We start from the raw sequence: 14,826 nt of genomic DNA, 5'->3' as shown, positions 1-14,826 counted from the left end.
CACCTCTCTGTGTTCTCCGGTGCGTCGAGCGCGCACCGGCGTCGGGAGAGGCATCCGTCTGAGGGGGCGGACGAGCCGCCGCGCGCAGCAGAAGAATGCGCCTGAATAAAGCCTGCCTCGCGCCGCTCGTCCTGACAAGATTGCGGCGAAATCTCGCGCCAATTTCGTATGCAATGTTCAGACGGCGGCTAGCCTGGGACCGGGCACTCTTCGTCGTGCCCCTCGGCAGCGCAGCCGACGGCCGGGATGTCTCTTTGCGGGAGTTCCGGCGAATCGGCTCGCGCCGGGTTGGCCGCAGGGCAGACGCGAAGGGATCCGCGGGATGACCGACACCGTCGTCGTGGAGGTGGACGAGGACACGACCTCGCGCCCCGACCTGACCCAGCAGATCCGCGAGGCTATCCTCGGCGCCGAGTTCGCACCGCATCAGCGGCTCATCGAGGCGGACCTGAGCGAGCGTTACGACGCCTCCCGCGCCGCGGTGCGCACCGCGCTGCTCAACCTGGCGAACGAGGGACTCGTCGAGCGCGTGCCGAACCGCGGCGCCCGCGTCCGCGCGATCAGCGTCGACGAGGCGGTCGAGATCGTCGAGGTGCGCATCGGACTCGAGACGCTGTGCGCCCGCAAGGCGGCGGAGAATCTGACGGATGCCGACGCCGACGAGCTGCAGACGCTGCGGGGCGCGATCGGCACGGCCGTGACATCCGGCAACCTCGTCGAGTACTCGCGACTGAATCAGGAGCTCGACCGCCGGATCCGGGAGCTCAGCCGGCACCGGACCGCGACACAGCTGCTCGAGCGGCTGCGGGCGCAATCGGCCCGGCACCAGTTCCGGCTCGCATTCCACCCGGGGCGGGCCGCGCAGTCGGCGCCGGAGCACATCGCGATCATCGACGCGATCCTCTCGCGGGATCCCGATGCCGCCGAGGCCGCGACCCGCGCTCACCTCAGCGGCATCGTCGACGTGCTGCGCGGGATGGACTGACCGGGGGAAGCGGTCCTCGTCGGCGCGGCGCGTTTCGTCTCGCTTCGCTCGCTCAACGACCGGGGGGCGACATGGGAAGGGGCGGCCCGCGTCGCGGACCGCCCCCTCACGTCAGAGCTGGATCAGCCCCATTCCTGGGCCGGCGCGTACCCCTTGCCGTTGTACTTCTGCACCTGCACGGTCGAGACGGCGGGCTGGCCGTCCTCGGTCGTGTTGACGCTCGAGCCTTCGAGCATGAGCGGAGCGACGTAGTCCTTGATGGAGCGGAGCTCCTTCATGAAGTCCTCGCGCGTCGGCTCGGTCATCTTCTGGAAGACCTGGTCGAGCGTCGCGCCCACCTGGTACGACCAGACGCAGTGCGGGAAGGCCGGAGTGTCCGGGTAGTCCGCGTACTGCTTGAGACCCTCGAGGAACGTCTTGCCGTCCTCGCTGTCTGCGAAGGTCGGCGCCGCCGCCGACTGGGCGAAGGCGACGGTGTAGACGCCGGGGAAGGCCGAGGCGCCACCGGGCTCGAGGATCGCGCTGGGGCTCGAGGTGTTCGACGGAAGGAACCAGCTGGGCAGCCAGCCGAGCTCCTGCGTCTTCTGCAGCGACGAGATCACGAGAGGCGTGATCGACATCGCGTTGAAGAACACGTCGGCGCCGGAGCCCGCAAGCTCGGTGAGCTGCGCGTCGACGTTGGTGTCGGTCGCCTCGTACGTCAGCTCCTTGACGACCTCGATGTTGTCTGCGCCCTCGATGGCCTTCTTGAAGCCCTCGACGTAGCCCTCGCCGTAGTCGTCGTTCTGCGACAGGATGGCGACCTTGTGGTCGTCGCCCGACGACGCGAGCAGCTTGCCGAACGCCTCGCCCTCGTTTTGGTAGATCGGCACGAAGCCGAGCGACCAGGGGCTCTCCTTCTGATCGCTGAAGATCGGGTCACCCGTCATGATGAGGGCCTGGGGGACCTCGTCGGCGATCGCGGCCTCGCGCCAGGCGCGGTTGGTGGGCGTGCCGAGCCCGGCCGTCATCGCGAAGACGCTGTCCTTCAGCTGGTCGAAGTTCGCGGCCGCCTTCTGCGGGTCGTACGTGTCGTCGAGCGACTTGATCTCGACCTTGCGGGTCTTGCCGTCGCCGAACTCCACGCCTCCGTCGGCGTTCTTCGCGCCGAAGTAGGCGGTGATGCCCGCGACTGTGCAGGTGCCGGGGCCGGCGGTCGGACCCGACAGGGGAGTCGTGATGCCGAGCGTGATCGTGTCGTCGGTGATGCCCGGGCTGGCAGCGGCGGGGCCGCCGCTCTCGCTGGGGCTTCCGCTGTCGCCGCCGCGGGCGCATCCGGCGGCGAGGAGGGCGACGATGCCCAGGCCCGCGACGACCGACACAGCCCGCATCTTGGTGCGGTGGGTGATCATGTGTCCTGCCTTCTCTCTTGTGACTCTGTGGGTGGGTGGGTGGAGGGGCCGTTGCGTCGACGGCGCCAGAGCCTCGGGAGCGACACGAGCCCGCCCGGGAGGACGAAGAGCACGACGAGGAGGATCGCGCCCTGGAGCACGGCCGTGAGACCCGGGTCGATGAGGTTCGTGAGCTGCGGGGTGAGCACGTAGTACGCGCCACCGAGCAGCGAGCCGATGATGCTTCCGGCGCCCCCGATGACCATCGCGGCGACGAGGGTGATGGAGTGGCCGAAGTTCAGCGTCTCGGGCGACGTGTACTGGATGACGACCATGTAGAGGAAGCCGCTCACACCGCCGAGGAGTGAAGCCACCGTGAAGGCGAGCACCTTGTAGCGGTAGGGGGAGATGCCCATCGAGGAGGCGACGGCCTCGTTGCCCTTCACGATCGCGAAGGCGCGGCCGTACTTGCCCCGCACGAGGTTGCGCGTCAGCAGGAACGAGATTCCGGCGATCAGCAGGACGATGTAGAGCTGCCACTGGTCGTCGTACAGGCCGCTCCAGTCCGGGGCATCCGTGAATCGTGCCGAGATGCCCTGCGACCCGCCCGTGAAGTCGGACAGGCGCTTGGCCAGTGGGACGCCGACGATGGGCAGCGCAATGGTGACCATCGCGATCGCCAGGCCGCCCAGGCGGGCCGCCGCGAGAGCGACGAGCAGGCCGACGACGGCCGGGACGATGCACGCGAGCAGGAAGACCAGGACGATGTTCCAGTCCTGCTCGACGCCGTAGGCCGTCACGTACGCGCCGAGCCCGAGGAAGAAGATCTGGCCGAGCGACACCTGGCCCGTGTAGCCCATGACGACGTTGAGGCCGAGGACCGCGACTGCGAAGACGCCGATGCGCGCGATCGTGGTGTTGGCGAATTCGGGGAGCACGAGGGGGAGGACGACGGCGAGCACCACGATGAGCGCGATGCCGGCCCAGCGGACCCAGGGCTTCTGCAGGAAGGCGGTGGCGGTGGACATCAGACGCGCACCACCGCTTTCCGGCCGAACAGGCCCTGGGGTCTCAGGATGAGCACGACGAAGATCATGATGAAGGGCACCGCGATCTTCAGGTCGTGTCCGATGAAGGGCACGTAGACGGCGGCGAGGTTCTCGAGGACGCCGATGAGCCACGCGGCGATGACCACGCCGATGGGACTCGTGAGCCCCCCGATGATGACGGCGGCGAGGGCGTAGACCAGGGCGCCGTCCATCATGTTGGGGGTCAGCGTCAGCTGCGGAGCCACGAGCGCTCCCGCGACGGCCCCGAGTCCGGCGGCGAGTCCCCAGCCGATCATGAGCAGCCGTCCGACGGGCATTCCGGAGAACGCCGCCGACTGAGGGTTGATGGCGACGGCTCGCAGGGCGAGTCCGAGCTTCGTGCCGATGAACAGGAGCTGCAGCAGCACCATGATCGCCACGATCACGAGGATGGTGCCGAGCGACCGCACGCTGATCACGGCGCCCGCGATGTTGATCGTCTCGAGCGGGAACAGCGAGGGGAAGAGCCTGTTGTTGTACGACCAGATCCAGGCGCAGATGCCGGTGATGAGGGTCAGCAGGCCGATCGTCACGACGACGGCCGTGTCGGGGTCGCCTCCCTCGAACTTGCGGATGAGGAAGCGCTCGACGATCGCGCCGATGACGAACGAGACGGCGATGGAGATCAGGATCGCGAGGATGAGTGGCACGCTCCAGGCCGTGAGCTGCCAGGCGATGTAGGCCGAGAGCACGGCCATGCCGCCCTGCGCGAAGTTGATCAGGCCCGTCGCCTGGTTGACGAGCACGATCGCGAGGGCGAGCGCGGCATAGATCGAGCCGGTCGAGAGGCCGTCGATGACGAGCTGGATGAAGGTCCCCACCGGTCAGCCTCCCAGGTACGCGCGGCGGATCTCGTCCATGCCCTTGAGCTCGGCCGAAGAGCCCGTGAGGACGTTGCGGCCCGTCTCGAGCACCGTCGCCGAGTCGACGAGCGTGAACGCGAGGTTGGCGTTCTGCTCCACGATGAGCATCGCGATGCCGGACTCGACGCGCAGCCGGCGGATCGAGTCGTAGACGTTCCGCGCGGTGCTCGGCGCGAGACCGAGGGATGCCTCGTCGAGAAGCAGGAGCCGGGGCTTGGCCATGAACGCCCGGGCGACCGCCAGCATCTGCTGTTCGCCGCCCGATAGAGCGGAGGCGTTGGACTTGATGCGCTCCTGGAGCTGCGGGAAGAGATCGAGGCAGTAGTCGATGTCGGCGGCGATCCCCTTGCGGTCCTTGCGTTTGTACGCGCCGACGCGGAGGTTCTCGCGCACCGTGAGGTCGCCGAGGGTTCCCCGTCCCTCGGGGACGTGGGCGATGCCGAGCCCGGCGACCTGATCGGGTCGGAGGCCCCGGATGTCCTTGCCGTCGAACTTGATCGACCCGCCTGCCCGAACGGTGCCGCTGATCGCGCGGAGCGTCGTCGTCTTGCCCGCTCCGTTCGCACCCAGGATGCCGACGGCCCCTCCGTCGGGCACGCTCAGCGACACGGTGTCGAGCACCTGGACCGGCCCGTAGAACGCCGTGACGTCGGTGAGCTCAAGCAGCGTCATCCGCGGCATCCTTCCCGATGTAGGCCTCGATGACGCGCGCGTCGGACTGCGCCTCGGCGGCGCTGCCCTCCATCAGCTTGCGGCCGTGGTCGAGCACGACGACGCGGTCGGTGAGCGCGGCGATGAGTCCCATGTGGTGCTCCACGATCACGACGGTGATGTCGTCGTCCGCCCGCAGGCGGCGGACGGTGTCGATCAGCTGCTCGACCTCGGTATGGGGGAGACCGGCGGCCGGCTCGTCGAGCAGGAGGAGCCGCGGCTTCATGAGCAGCGCGCGACAGAGCTCGATCCCCTTGTGGAGGCCGTGCGACAGCTCGTCGGCGGGCAGGTTGGCCGCCCAGCCGAGGCCGTTGCGTTCGAGGAGGCGCAGTGCCTCGTCGCGCAGCGCCCGTTCCGAACGGGACGTGCGGGGAAGCCGCAGCGACCACTCGCCGGCACCGCCGGGAAGCCGCGTGTGCGCGCCCAGCAGGACGTTCTCGAGCACCGTCGAGTGCAGCTGGAGGGCCGGGTGCTGGAACGTGCGGGCCAGACCGTGCTGGGCGAGCGTCGCGGGGCGGGAGCCGCTGACCTCGGCGTCGTCGATGCGGATCGAACCGGCCGTGGGCTTGTAGTGACCGCTGATGCAGTTGAACAGCGACGTCTTGCCTGCGCCGTTGGGGCCGACGAGCCCGAAGATCTGCCCCGGCTCGACCGTGAACGACACATCCTGCAGCACCTTGATGCCACCGAACTGCAGGCTCACATCCTGGAGTGTCAGCTGAGCGGCCATGCTCACCCTTCGCGTCGTCGCGTCGTCTGGCTCGGGCACGGGTCGGGTCGACAGGACGACCTGTCCCCGTGAATGGGACGGTACGGATCTGCGCTCAGATTGTCAACGATTTTGGCGTGATTCCCGCGACGCGTTTCCGAATCGTGACCGGGTGCCCGGTGCATCCCTGCCCGCCGATTCATCGTCCCGCCGGCCGCCTTCCCGACGAGGCATCCATTCTGTTGAACGGAAGCGACGCTTCTCGTCGTCGAGGAGGTTCGTAGCGTGGCCGTCATCACCCGACAGGAAGGCCGACGATGACGTCTGAATCTCTCGCAGAAGCGATCGCCCGCGCGGGCAGCCCCGTGGAGCTGCTGCGCAACCAGAACTGGCCGGCGTTCACCTTTCCGGTCGCGCCCGAGTTCACGAACTGGCGCGACGAGCAGCGCGCCTGGAACACGAGCGTGGCGCTCATGGACCAGTCGCACCATATGACCCAGCTGTTCCTCCACGGCGCCGACCTTCTTCCCATGCTGGAGAGCATCTCGCCGAACACCTTCGGCACGTTCCGGCCGGGAGTCGCCAAGCAGCTGATCTCGGTCAACCAGGACGGCTACCTGATCGGCGACGGCATCCTCTTCTACAACGCGGAGGGTCCCGAGGGACTCGTGCTGATCGGCCACCACATCCTCATCGACTGGGTGCGGTACAACGCCGAGAAGGCCGAGGCGGCAGGCAAGGACGTGCACCACCGCCTCGAGGCGAACTCTCACATGCGCCAGGGCCCGCCGACGTTCTACCGGTACGAGCTGCAGGGCCCGCACGCCAATCAGGTCATGGAGAAGCTTTTCAGCGGACCCGTGCCCGAGGTCAAGTTCTTCCACATCGCCGACTTCACGATCGCCGGCAGGAACGTCAAGGCGCTCCGCCACGGCATGGCGGGGCAGCCCGGCTTCGAGTTCTTCGGACCGTGGGAGGACAGCGACGTGGTGCTCGAGGCCATCCTCGACGCGGGGGGCGAGTTCGGCATCCGTCGCGTAGGCGCCAAGGCCTACTCGGCCACGCCGCTCGAATCCGGCTGGGTGCCCACGCCCTTCCCGGCGATCTTCGACGAGGACTTCGCCGAGTACCGCGAGTGGCTGCCGGCCGCGCGCGCGGGATCGATCGGCGGGTCGCTGTACTCCGAGGACATCCACGAGTTCTACATGACCCCCTACGACATCGGGCTCGGCAAGTCCGTGCGCTTCGACCACGACTTCCACGGTCGGGCGGCTCTCGAGAAGCACGCCGAGAACCAGAGGCGCCGCAAGGTCACGCTGCTGTGGAACGCGGAGGATGTCGCGGCCGTCGTCCGCTCGCAGCTCGAGCCCGGTACGCCGGCGAAGTTCCTGGACTTCCCGAAGGCGCGGTACGGCCTCTACCAGATGGACGAGGTCGTCCAGGGCGACCGCCGCGTCGGCATCTCCACCGATGCCGGGTACATCGCCTACGACCAGCTCTACATGTCGCTCGCGACGCTCGACACCGACATCGCCGATGGCGACGAGGTCGAGGTCGTCTGGGGTGAGGACCCCATCTCGCGCAAGGACTCCGTCGACGCCGACCACCGCCAGGTGCGGATCCGCGCCACCGTGGCTCCCGCTCCGTACCACGAGTGGGCACGGACGGTGTATCGGGCAGACGCCTCGGTCCCGGCCTAGACCCGAGGCATCCGTGCGACCCCGGTTCCGCTGAACGGAATCCGGTTAGCATGGCGCCGACGAGGGGAGGTCGCCCATGGCGCGGGGATCGGACGGCGAATCCGTCCTGCACAAGCATCTGCGGGTACTGCAGGCCTTCGACACCCTGCGCCCCTTCCTCACCCTGACCGAGATCGCGGATGCCTCGGGCCTGGCCCTCTCGACCGCGCACCGTCTCGTCGCCGAGCTCGAGCGCGAGGGGCTGCTCGAGCGCATGCCCGACCGCACGTATCGGCTCGGCGTGCGCCTGTGGGAGTTCGCGTCGCGGACGCCGGGCGCCCTCGGTCTGCGGGAGCTCGCGCGACCGTGGCTCGGCGCCGTGCACGCGCGAGTACGGCAGCACACGCAGCTGGGAGTGCTGAGCGGTCGCGACGTGCTCTTCATCGAAAGGATGTCGACGCGCGACGCCGTGCTGAACCTCACGCTGATCGGGGGTCGAACTCCGCTGCCCGTGAGCTCGAGCGGGCTCGTCCTGCTCGCGCACGCCGCTCCCGGACTCGTCGACGAGGTGATCGCCGCCGGGTGGCCGGCGTACACGGCCGAGACGATCCGGCGCGACGCACTGCGCGACAGGCTGCGGCATGTGCGAGCCGACGGATTCGCCATCACGAACGGGCAGATCCACGCCGAGTCCAGCGGTATCGCCGTGCCCGTGCTCGGGCCGCACGGCGCCGTCTATGCCGCGATCGGCGTGGTCGTCGCCAACGACGGGTCGTCGCCGCAGCCCGCGATCGAGCTGCTCACCGTGGCCGCGGCCGGGATCACCCGGGCGCTGGAGGAGGCCTACCTCCCCGACGGCGCCGCGGCGACGCACGACGGCCGCGGCATCCGCGCCCTCATCACCGGCTCGCAGCGCTCGCTCGACTACTTCGCGTCGCTCGACGCCACGCCGTGGCCGACGAGCGGCGGCTAGGGTGAGCACTCGATGACGACGATCGCGATCCTCGGCCTCGGCGAGGCGGGGCGGCTCTATGCCCGCGGACTGCTGTCGGAGGGCGCCGAGGTGCGGGGCTACGACCCGCACCACCGGCTGGGCGACCCGGACGTGCGTCAGCTCGACGACCTCGGCGAGACACTCGCCGGCGCGGGCGTCGTCGTGAGTCTGGTCGGCGGCGCGGCCGCGGCATCCGTCGCCCGCGACGCCCTGCCGCTGGCGGATCCGGCCGCCGTCTACGCCGACCTGAACACCGCCTCGCCCGAGATCAAGCTCGAGGTCGCCGCGCTCGCCGCGGACCAAGGCATCGCCATGGCCGATGTCGCGGTGCTGGCGCCCGTCGTCCGCGCCGCACATCGCACGCCGCTTCTCGCGAGCGGCGCGGGGGCGACTGTCCTGGCGGAGCGCCTGCGGTCGTTCGGGGTGCCGATCACGGTCGTCGACGGCGAGGCCGGTGAAGCCGCCCGGCTGCGACTGCTGCGCAGCGTCTTCATGAAGGGTCTTGCCGCGCTCGTGCTCGAGGCCGATGCGGCGGCACGGGCGGTCGGCGCCGACGCGTGGCTCCGCGCACAGATCGCGGCAGAGCTCGGGCCCGACGGAGCCGACCTCGTCGACCGACTCATCGCCGGCTCGCACCGCCACGCCGTCCGGCGGGAGCACGAGATGCGCGATGCGCTCGCGGCGCTCGAGTCGACGGGTCAGCCGACCGACATGACGCGGGCGACGCTCGCGTGGTTCGAGCGTCTCGTGGCACAGGACGAGGGGTAGGGCCGAGGAGCTCGATCCCCCCGGCCGCGCACAATACCCGCCGACAGGACGCCTTGCAATGACAAGCCGCATTGGGCGGAAACGGCGTTGAAGCGGGGCCCGCGACCTGGCATCGTCGCGTCCGCCGCAACGAGGGCGGTGAGTCACAACGCGAAGGAGCGTCGATGAAATCAGGGTTCAGACGGCTGACAGTGGTGTCGATCGGCATCGCAGCGGCCCTCTTCGTCACCGCGGGGGCCGCGTCGGCCTCGGCGGCCCCGCCGTCCCGCGGTGGCGCGCCTGCGCTCACGGCGGCACAGTGTGCACCCCTCGCCGACCTCACGATCCCCGCCAAGGCGATCGGGCTTCCCACGAACGGCGCAGACATCGACACCGCCGTGTGGGATGCGGCAGGGAACTTCTGCGCGGTCACCGGCTGGATCCACGCGGTCACCGCGCCGCAGGACATGCAGTTCCGCGTGAACCTGCCCGGGGCGTGGAACGGTCGAACGCTGCAGTTCGGCGGCGGCGGCTTCGACGGCTCGCTCGTCACCGCCACGGGTCTCTACACCGCGCAGCCCAACGGCTCGCCCACCGCCCTCTCGCAGGGCTGGGTGACCCTCGGTTCGGACGGGGGACATCAGGGCGGTCCCGGTTTCGACGGCCGGTTCCAACTGGATGAGGAGCTGTTCCTGAACTACGGACAGTGGTCGGTCAAGAAGGCGCACGACGCCGCCTACGCCGTGATCGATGCGGCCTACGGCGTCGACCCGAAGTGGTCGTACTTCATCGGCGGCTCGCAGGGCGGGCACGAGGCACTCGATGCTGCGGCTCGCTACCCGAAGGACTACGACGGCGTCATCGCCAACTACCCGGCGTACAACGTCACGATGATGCATGTCGGCGCCGTCAACTTCCGCGACGCACTGCTGCTGGAGGGGGGTGCCGGTCACCTCAACTCCGCCGAGACGGCCACGATCACGAATGCCGTCTATGCGACGTGCGACCCGCTTGACGGGGTCACCGACGGTCTCATCAGCAACGTGAAGGGCTGCGACGAGGCCTTCGACGTGCGCACTCTCGCCTGCCCCGCGGGCGTGGACCCGGCAGCGGTCGACACATGCCTCTCGGAGGTCGAGATCGAGGCCGCGATCAAGATCACGACCGACTACGACCTCGGCATCGACATCGAGGGCAACTCGATCTTCGCGAAGAGCGCATTGTTCGAAGGCGCCCTCTACCAGGGCTTCGCGGGCTTCGGGACCGGGCCGCTGTCGCAGGGGCTGCAGTTCCAGGTGTTCGATGCGACGATGCGCTACGGCGTCGCGGGCAACCCCCCGGGATTCGACCCGTACACCGTCGACCCGCTCGACTATGCCGACCGCGTGCAGGAGGTGGGCGAGATCATGGACGTCACCGACGTCTCGCTCAACCAGTTCCGCGCCCACGGCGGCAAGATCATCATGACGCACGGGACGATCGACGACTTCATCACGCCGCACAACACCGAGCTCTACTACGCGTCGCTGCAGGATGAGTTCGGCAAGCGCCTGAGCCGGTTCCTGAGGTTCTACGAGGTGCCGGGATGGGGTCACGGGCAGGGTCGCTTCCTCGCGCAGTACGACGGTCTCAGTGCGATCGTCGACTGGGTCGAGAACGGCGTCGCCCCGTCGGGCCTCGTCGCCAGTGACGGCAACCCGGGGGCGAACCGCACCCGGCCGATGTGCGAGTTCCCGTCGTGGCCGAAGTATGTCGGCTCCGGCTCCGTCGACCAGGCGAGCTCGTACACCTGCGTCACGAACTGACCCGCTCGCCAGGAACGTGAGGCCCGGGCACCCACGCGGTGCCCGGGCTTTCGCGGTTCACCCTCGGGTCATGCGGGATGCCGGGGCTTCGGGCGGCGTGAGCACATCCCGAGATCGGCGAGCGCCATCTGCCAGAGGGCGCACGGCATGCCTCGGCCGCGGCATCCCCTCGGGTCGACTGAAGGGGTACGCGTCACGCAGAGCACGCGAGATCTGCGCGGACGCGACGGTCAGGAGCTCCACGGTCGGCAGCGGCGAGGAACGGTCATTGGGCACGACCACGCCCAGCGCCGCGTGGACCGCGCCACGAGATCCCACGATCGGCACCGCGATGCCCCGCGCCTCCCGGTGCACGTGTCCATCCGTGACGGCGAATCCGTCGGCGCGCACACGCCGCAGCCGCGCCCGCAGCTCGTCGGCGTCGCGGATCGTCGCTGCCGTGTACCGGGGCCAGCCGGCGGCGATCACCTCGTCGATCACCCCGCGCCCGGCGTGCGCGAGCAGCACGAGTCCGCTCGAGCTGACCGGAAGCGGAACGCGGCCGCCGATCACCGTGGCGTTCACGACGGCCTCGCGCGTCGAGAGCCGCTCGATGAAGAGTACGTCGCAGTCGCTCAGCACGCCCAGCTGCGTGTGCTGCCGTATCCGCGAGTGGACCACCTCGAGCGATGGGCGGGCGAGTTCGCGCAGTCCCACGGCGCCGGGCGTGCGCGACGCGAACTCCCAGAGACGGATGCCGAGCCGATACGTGCGCTCGGGCGTGCGCTCGAGCAGTCCCTCGCGCTCGAGTTCGGCGACGAGACGGTGGGTCGTCGACACCGGCAGTCTCGTCGCGTCGGCGATCTCGCCCAGCGTGAGGAACGGCCGCAGGATGTCGAAGGCCTCGAGCACGCGCAGATGACGATGCAGGACCGACTCGCCGTCCGAGCCGTGGGCCATCGCAGACCTCCCTGTGGAGGCGACGGATGCCGCGGCATCCGTCCCCTCACGTGAGTCAGTTCTTGCGGTAGTTCTCGCGGGCGAACGCCGAGTAGGGAGCCGGATAGACCGTTGCGCGGATCTCGATCTGCCGGTGCGGCTCGACGGCGGGCTTGGTGGAATTCGGCTCCTCGCCCCAGAGGACGACGACCTCCGTCCCAGGTTCGGCATGGGCCGCATCGAGGCTGGCGAGGGAGGCGAACACCTGCTCGCCGGTGATGTAGCCGGCGTCGTGCGAGATGCCCACGTCGGCGCCGTCGACCAGGACGCGGTCCACCTGATAGACGCCGTAGCGGGCCTTCGGAAAGTCGATGTACTTCGCCGGGATGCCGGGCTCGTAGAGCGAGCGCTGCGCGGCCGCGACATCCTCCGGTTTCCACACCAGGGTGACCTTCTGACGCTGCTCGGCGGCGGAATGCCGTTCGAGGGCCGCGCGGCCGATGAAGTCGTGATCGAAGGCGACGCTGCGGCCATAGCCGAGGTCGTAGGGCGTGAGGTAGTAGTCCTCGATGTCGTCGGACGTGAAGCTCCCGGCCAGCGAGCCGACCCGGTTCGCCGGCAGCCACGCGAGGTAGTCGGCCGAGCCCTCGCCCGTGAAGATGGCGGGCAGCGGGGACGGCACCCACGCCGACTCGAGGTTGGCCGACGAGTACGCCTTGGCGCCCACGAGCACGAGGCCGAACTCCTCTCCCGCCGCCAGGATCGCGTTCCGGACCCGTTCGCCCTCCTCCCACGGTCCGAAGAGCTCGAAGCCCGGCTGGCCGGCCATGCCGTGGCGGAGCGAGCGCACCTCGGTCCCGTCGATCGTGAACGTGGCCATGTGGAAGAACTTCGTCGGAGGCACCGGCGCTCCGGTGAGCTTCTCCATGAGCGCGAGGGCGTGCGGTCCCTGCAGTTCGTAGCGGTAGAGCTTCGGTGGCACGCCGGCTTCGCGCATGAGCGAGTTCGCATCGCGCTCGAAGGTGACGTCGTAGTCACCCGACTCGCCGATGTACTGCACCCAATCGAGCACCATGAACCAGCCCACGAGGTCGAACACGTCCTCCTCGAGGTGGAAGAGGATCGCGTCGCCGATGAGGTAGCCCTCGCGATTGACCGCGACGAACTGCTTCGCGCGGTCGACCGCGAAGTTCTCGAAGCTGTTCACGCCGGTGTCGCGCAGCAGCCGGAGCGCGTCGGGACCCGAGATGAAGAGGTCCGTCATGTGGTGCGACTGGTCCAGCAGCGCGACGCTCGTGCGCCACGACAGCTGCTCGGAACGCCAGTTCGTGAACTCCGGCGTCACGGGGAAGATGGTCGGTCGGGCCTGCGCGTTGCGCAGCAGCTCGACGGGACTGCCTGCACGCGCGATGGCGTCGGCGGCCGATTCGGACATCGGGGAACTCCTTCGTTCGGGTGGGTGCCGGGCCAGGGTCAGAGCGACCCGGACGAGCGCCAGCCGCCGTGGTACTCGAGGCGGGCCGTCTCGGCGTAGGGGACGGGGCTGACGATGGCGCGCACCGCGATCTGCTCGTGCGGCTCGACCGTCGTCTTGCGCGAGCCGCCGTCCGGCTCGCCCCACACCACCCGCACCTCGGTGCCCAGCTCGATCTCCCGGTCGACGGTGGCGAGCGACAGCCCCCGCTTCTCGTTCGCCGTCACGCCCGTGAAGAGCGACAGGCCGACGTTGTTGCCGTCGGCGTCGATGACCGAGTCGTAGTTCGACGAGCCGTAGTTGGCGTTCGGCAGGTCGAAGAACTGGTAGCCCGGTCCCTCGCGGTCGATGACGCTCGTGAGGATCTTCGCGAGGTCCTCGTCGTCCCACGCGAGGGTGACCTTCTTCCGCTGCGTCTCGGAGTCGACCTTCTCGAGCGCCTCACGGCCGATGAAGTCGTGGTCGAACTTGACGAAGGAGCCGTAGCCCAGCTCCCACGGGGTCAAGTAGTAGTCCTCGATGTCGTCGGACACGAACGAGCCCGCGAGGGCGTTGATCGCCTCGTAGCTGTTCGCGGGAAGCCACTCGCGGTACGCGCGCTCCTCCTCGCTCGAGTAGACGGCGGGAAGGGGCGACGGGATCCAGCCCGACTCCAGGGTGTTCGACGAGTAGGCCCGCGAGCCGCAGGGCTCGATGCCGAACTCGCGCCCGGCCTCCAGGATCGCGTCGCGGATCCTGCCGTGCTGCTCGTAGGGACCCCAGAGCTCGAGGCCGGGGGCTCCGGCCATCCCGTGCCGAAGCGTGCGGACGTGCTCGCCGTCGATCTCGAGCTCGCCCATGTGGAAGAACTTGACCTGCTCGAGCGTGCCGCCGTTGAGCTTCTCGATGATCTGCCAGGCGTTGGGTCCCTGGATCTGGAAGCGGTAGTACTCGCGGTGGACGGCCTGGCCGTAGGGGCGCGAGGGGGAGCGGTCGTCGTACCGGAACTCGACGTCGTAGCCGCCCGTCTCGGCGTGGAACTGAAGCCAGTTCGCCGCCGGTGCGCGGCCGACGTAGACGAACTCGTTCTCGGCTTCGTGGAAGAGTATGCCGTCGCCGATCACGCCGCCGTTCGACGCCGTCGGCACGAACTGCTTCGCGGTGTCGACCGGGAAGTTCGCGAAGCTGTTGATGCCCGTCTCGCGGAGCAGTCGGAGCGCATCGGGACCCGACACGAAGAAGTTCACCATGTGGTGCGTCTGGTCGTAGAGCACGGCCGTCTCGCGCCACGCCTTCTGCTCGCGGCGCCAGTTGGTGAACTCGGCGGGGACGACCGGGTAGATGTACGTGCCGAGCTGCGAATTCCGCAGCATCTCGACGACGTTGCCCTTTTCGTCCAGCAGCTCCTGAAGGTTGCGCGCCATGACGGTCCTCGACTTCCTTGTCTCGTGCGGGGGTCTGTCGGCATCGTAGGCACGAGCGTTTCCCTATGTCCAGAGGTATG

Annotated in this window: 13 protein-coding genes; 5 read left to right on the top strand and 8 right to left on the bottom strand. The window is 69.0% G+C overall.

Going from position 1 to position 14,826, the window contains the following annotated elements:
- Positions 1–322: 322 nt before the first annotated feature.
- Positions 323–985 carry a GntR family transcriptional regulator gene (locus G5T42_RS01965; RefSeq protein WP_165124722.1) on the top strand — a complete coding sequence of 221 codons (663 nt, stop codon included), beginning with the start codon at positions 323–325 and terminating at the stop codon, positions 983–985.
- A gap of 122 nt (positions 986–1,107) precedes the next feature.
- Here G5T42_RS01965 and G5T42_RS01960 read toward each other — a convergent pair whose 3' ends face one another.
- Genes G5T42_RS01960 through G5T42_RS01940 form a run of 5 tightly spaced genes read right to left on the bottom strand, consistent with a single transcriptional unit; the run spans position 1,108 to position 5,747 of the window.
- Positions 1,108–2,376, bottom strand: a complete 1,269-nt coding sequence (locus G5T42_RS01960) for an ABC transporter substrate-binding protein (protein ID WP_241245922.1) — start codon at positions 2,374–2,376, stop codon at positions 1,108–1,110.
- Positions 2,373–3,383 carry a branched-chain amino acid ABC transporter permease gene (locus G5T42_RS01955; protein ID WP_165124719.1) on the bottom strand — a complete coding sequence of 337 codons (1,011 nt, stop codon included), beginning with the start codon at positions 3,381–3,383 and terminating at the stop codon, positions 2,373–2,375. Before G5T42_RS01955 ends, G5T42_RS01960 begins: the two co-directional genes overlap by 4 nt.
- Complete coding sequence (locus tag G5T42_RS01950) at positions 3,383–4,264, bottom strand: branched-chain amino acid ABC transporter permease (protein WP_165124716.1); 882 nt, start codon at positions 4,262–4,264, stop codon at positions 3,383–3,385. The genes G5T42_RS01955 and G5T42_RS01950 overlap by 1 nt, the downstream gene beginning before the upstream one ends.
- Positions 4,265–4,267: 3 nt before the next feature.
- The gene (locus G5T42_RS01945) at positions 4,268–4,978 is read right to left on the bottom strand and encodes an ABC transporter ATP-binding protein (protein WP_165124713.1); all 711 of its coding nucleotides are present in this window, start codon (positions 4,976–4,978) and stop codon (positions 4,268–4,270) included.
- Positions 4,965–5,747 (bottom strand): ABC transporter ATP-binding protein, encoded by a 783-nt coding sequence (locus tag G5T42_RS01940; RefSeq protein WP_165124710.1) that lies wholly within the window; start codon positions 5,745–5,747, stop codon positions 4,965–4,967. The genes G5T42_RS01945 and G5T42_RS01940 overlap by 14 nt, the downstream gene beginning before the upstream one ends.
- A 296-nt stretch (positions 5,748–6,043) precedes the next feature.
- Between G5T42_RS01940 and G5T42_RS01935 the strand changes: the two genes are divergently transcribed.
- The 4 genes from G5T42_RS01935 (at position 6,044) to G5T42_RS01920 (ending at position 10,951) form a co-directional block, all read left to right on the top strand.
- On the top strand, positions 6,044–7,426 hold the full coding sequence (locus G5T42_RS01935) for an aminomethyl transferase family protein (protein WP_165124707.1): 1,383 nt from the start codon (positions 6,044–6,046) through the stop codon (positions 7,424–7,426).
- A gap of 76 nt (positions 7,427–7,502) precedes the next feature.
- Positions 7,503–8,378 (top strand): IclR family transcriptional regulator, encoded by an 876-nt coding sequence (locus tag G5T42_RS01930; RefSeq protein WP_165124704.1) that lies wholly within the window; start codon positions 7,503–7,505, stop codon positions 8,376–8,378.
- Between the two features lie 12 nt (positions 8,379–8,390).
- The gene (locus G5T42_RS01925; RefSeq protein ID WP_165124701.1) at positions 8,391–9,167 is read left to right on the top strand and encodes an NAD(P)-dependent oxidoreductase; all 777 of its coding nucleotides are present in this window, start codon (positions 8,391–8,393) and stop codon (positions 9,165–9,167) included.
- Positions 9,168–9,331: 164 nt separating this feature from the next.
- A complete protein-coding gene (locus G5T42_RS01920) occupies positions 9,332–10,951 on the top strand; it encodes a tannase/feruloyl esterase family alpha/beta hydrolase (RefSeq protein WP_165124698.1) in 1,620 nt (539 codons plus the stop codon).
- A gap of 57 nt (positions 10,952–11,008) precedes the next feature.
- Here G5T42_RS01920 and G5T42_RS01915 read toward each other — a convergent pair whose 3' ends face one another.
- From G5T42_RS01915 to G5T42_RS01905, 3 genes are read right to left on the bottom strand one after another with little or no spacing between them, the layout of a single operon-like run.
- On the bottom strand, positions 11,009–11,890 hold the full coding sequence (locus tag G5T42_RS01915) for an IclR family transcriptional regulator (protein ID WP_165124695.1): 882 nt from the start codon (positions 11,888–11,890) through the stop codon (positions 11,009–11,011).
- Positions 11,891–11,945: 55 nt separating this feature from the next.
- Complete coding sequence (locus tag G5T42_RS01910) at positions 11,946–13,304, bottom strand: aminomethyl transferase family protein (RefSeq protein WP_165124692.1); 1,359 nt, start codon at positions 13,302–13,304, stop codon at positions 11,946–11,948.
- Positions 13,305–13,342: 38 nt separating this feature from the next.
- Complete coding sequence (locus G5T42_RS01905) at positions 13,343–14,746, bottom strand: aminomethyl transferase family protein (RefSeq protein ID WP_165124689.1); 1,404 nt, start codon at positions 14,744–14,746, stop codon at positions 13,343–13,345.
- Between the last annotated feature and the right edge of the window lie 80 nt (positions 14,747–14,826).

Source organism: Microbacterium sp. 4R-513 (genome assembly GCF_011046485.1).
In the GTDB taxonomy this organism is placed as follows: domain Bacteria; phylum Actinomycetota; class Actinomycetes; order Actinomycetales; family Microbacteriaceae; genus Microbacterium.
Note: the sequence above shows the minus strand (reverse complement) of the source record. Positions and strands in the feature narration are given on the sequence as shown.

Bases quoted from the DNA above. Each gene is read 5' to 3' on its own strand.
- G5T42_RS01905 (WP_165124689.1), bottom strand. From the start codon at position 14,746: ATGGCGCGCAACCTTCAGGAGCTGCTGGACGAAAAGGGCAACGTCGTC.
- G5T42_RS01920 (WP_165124698.1), top strand. From the start codon at position 9,332: ATGAAATCAGGGTTCAGACGGCTGACAGTGGTGTCGATCGGCATCGCA.
- G5T42_RS01955 (WP_165124719.1), bottom strand. From the start codon at position 3,383: ATGTCCACCGCCACCGCCTTCCTGCAGAAGCCCTGGGTCCGCTGGGCC.
- G5T42_RS01915 (WP_165124695.1), bottom strand. From the start codon at position 11,890: ATGGCCCACGGCTCGGACGGCGAGTCGGTCCTGCATCGTCATCTGCGC.
- G5T42_RS01935 (WP_165124707.1), top strand. From the start codon at position 6,044: ATGACGTCTGAATCTCTCGCAGAAGCGATCGCCCGCGCGGGCAGCCCC.
- G5T42_RS01965 (WP_165124722.1), top strand. From the start codon at position 323: ATGACCGACACCGTCGTCGTGGAGGTGGACGAGGACACGACCTCGCGC.
- G5T42_RS01925 (WP_165124701.1), top strand. From the start codon at position 8,391: ATGACGACGATCGCGATCCTCGGCCTCGGCGAGGCGGGGCGGCTCTAT.
- G5T42_RS01945 (WP_165124713.1), bottom strand. From the start codon at position 4,978: ATGACGCTGCTTGAGCTCACCGACGTCACGGCGTTCTACGGGCCGGTC.
- G5T42_RS01940 (WP_165124710.1), bottom strand. From the start codon at position 5,747: ATGGCCGCTCAGCTGACACTCCAGGATGTGAGCCTGCAGTTCGGTGGC.
- G5T42_RS01910 (WP_165124692.1), bottom strand. From the start codon at position 13,304: ATGTCCGAATCGGCCGCCGACGCCATCGCGCGTGCAGGCAGTCCCGTC.
- G5T42_RS01930 (WP_165124704.1), top strand. From the start codon at position 7,503: ATGGCGCGGGGATCGGACGGCGAATCCGTCCTGCACAAGCATCTGCGG.
- G5T42_RS01960 (WP_241245922.1), bottom strand. From the start codon at position 2,376: ATGATCACCCACCGCACCAAGATGCGGGCTGTGTCGGTCGTCGCGGGC.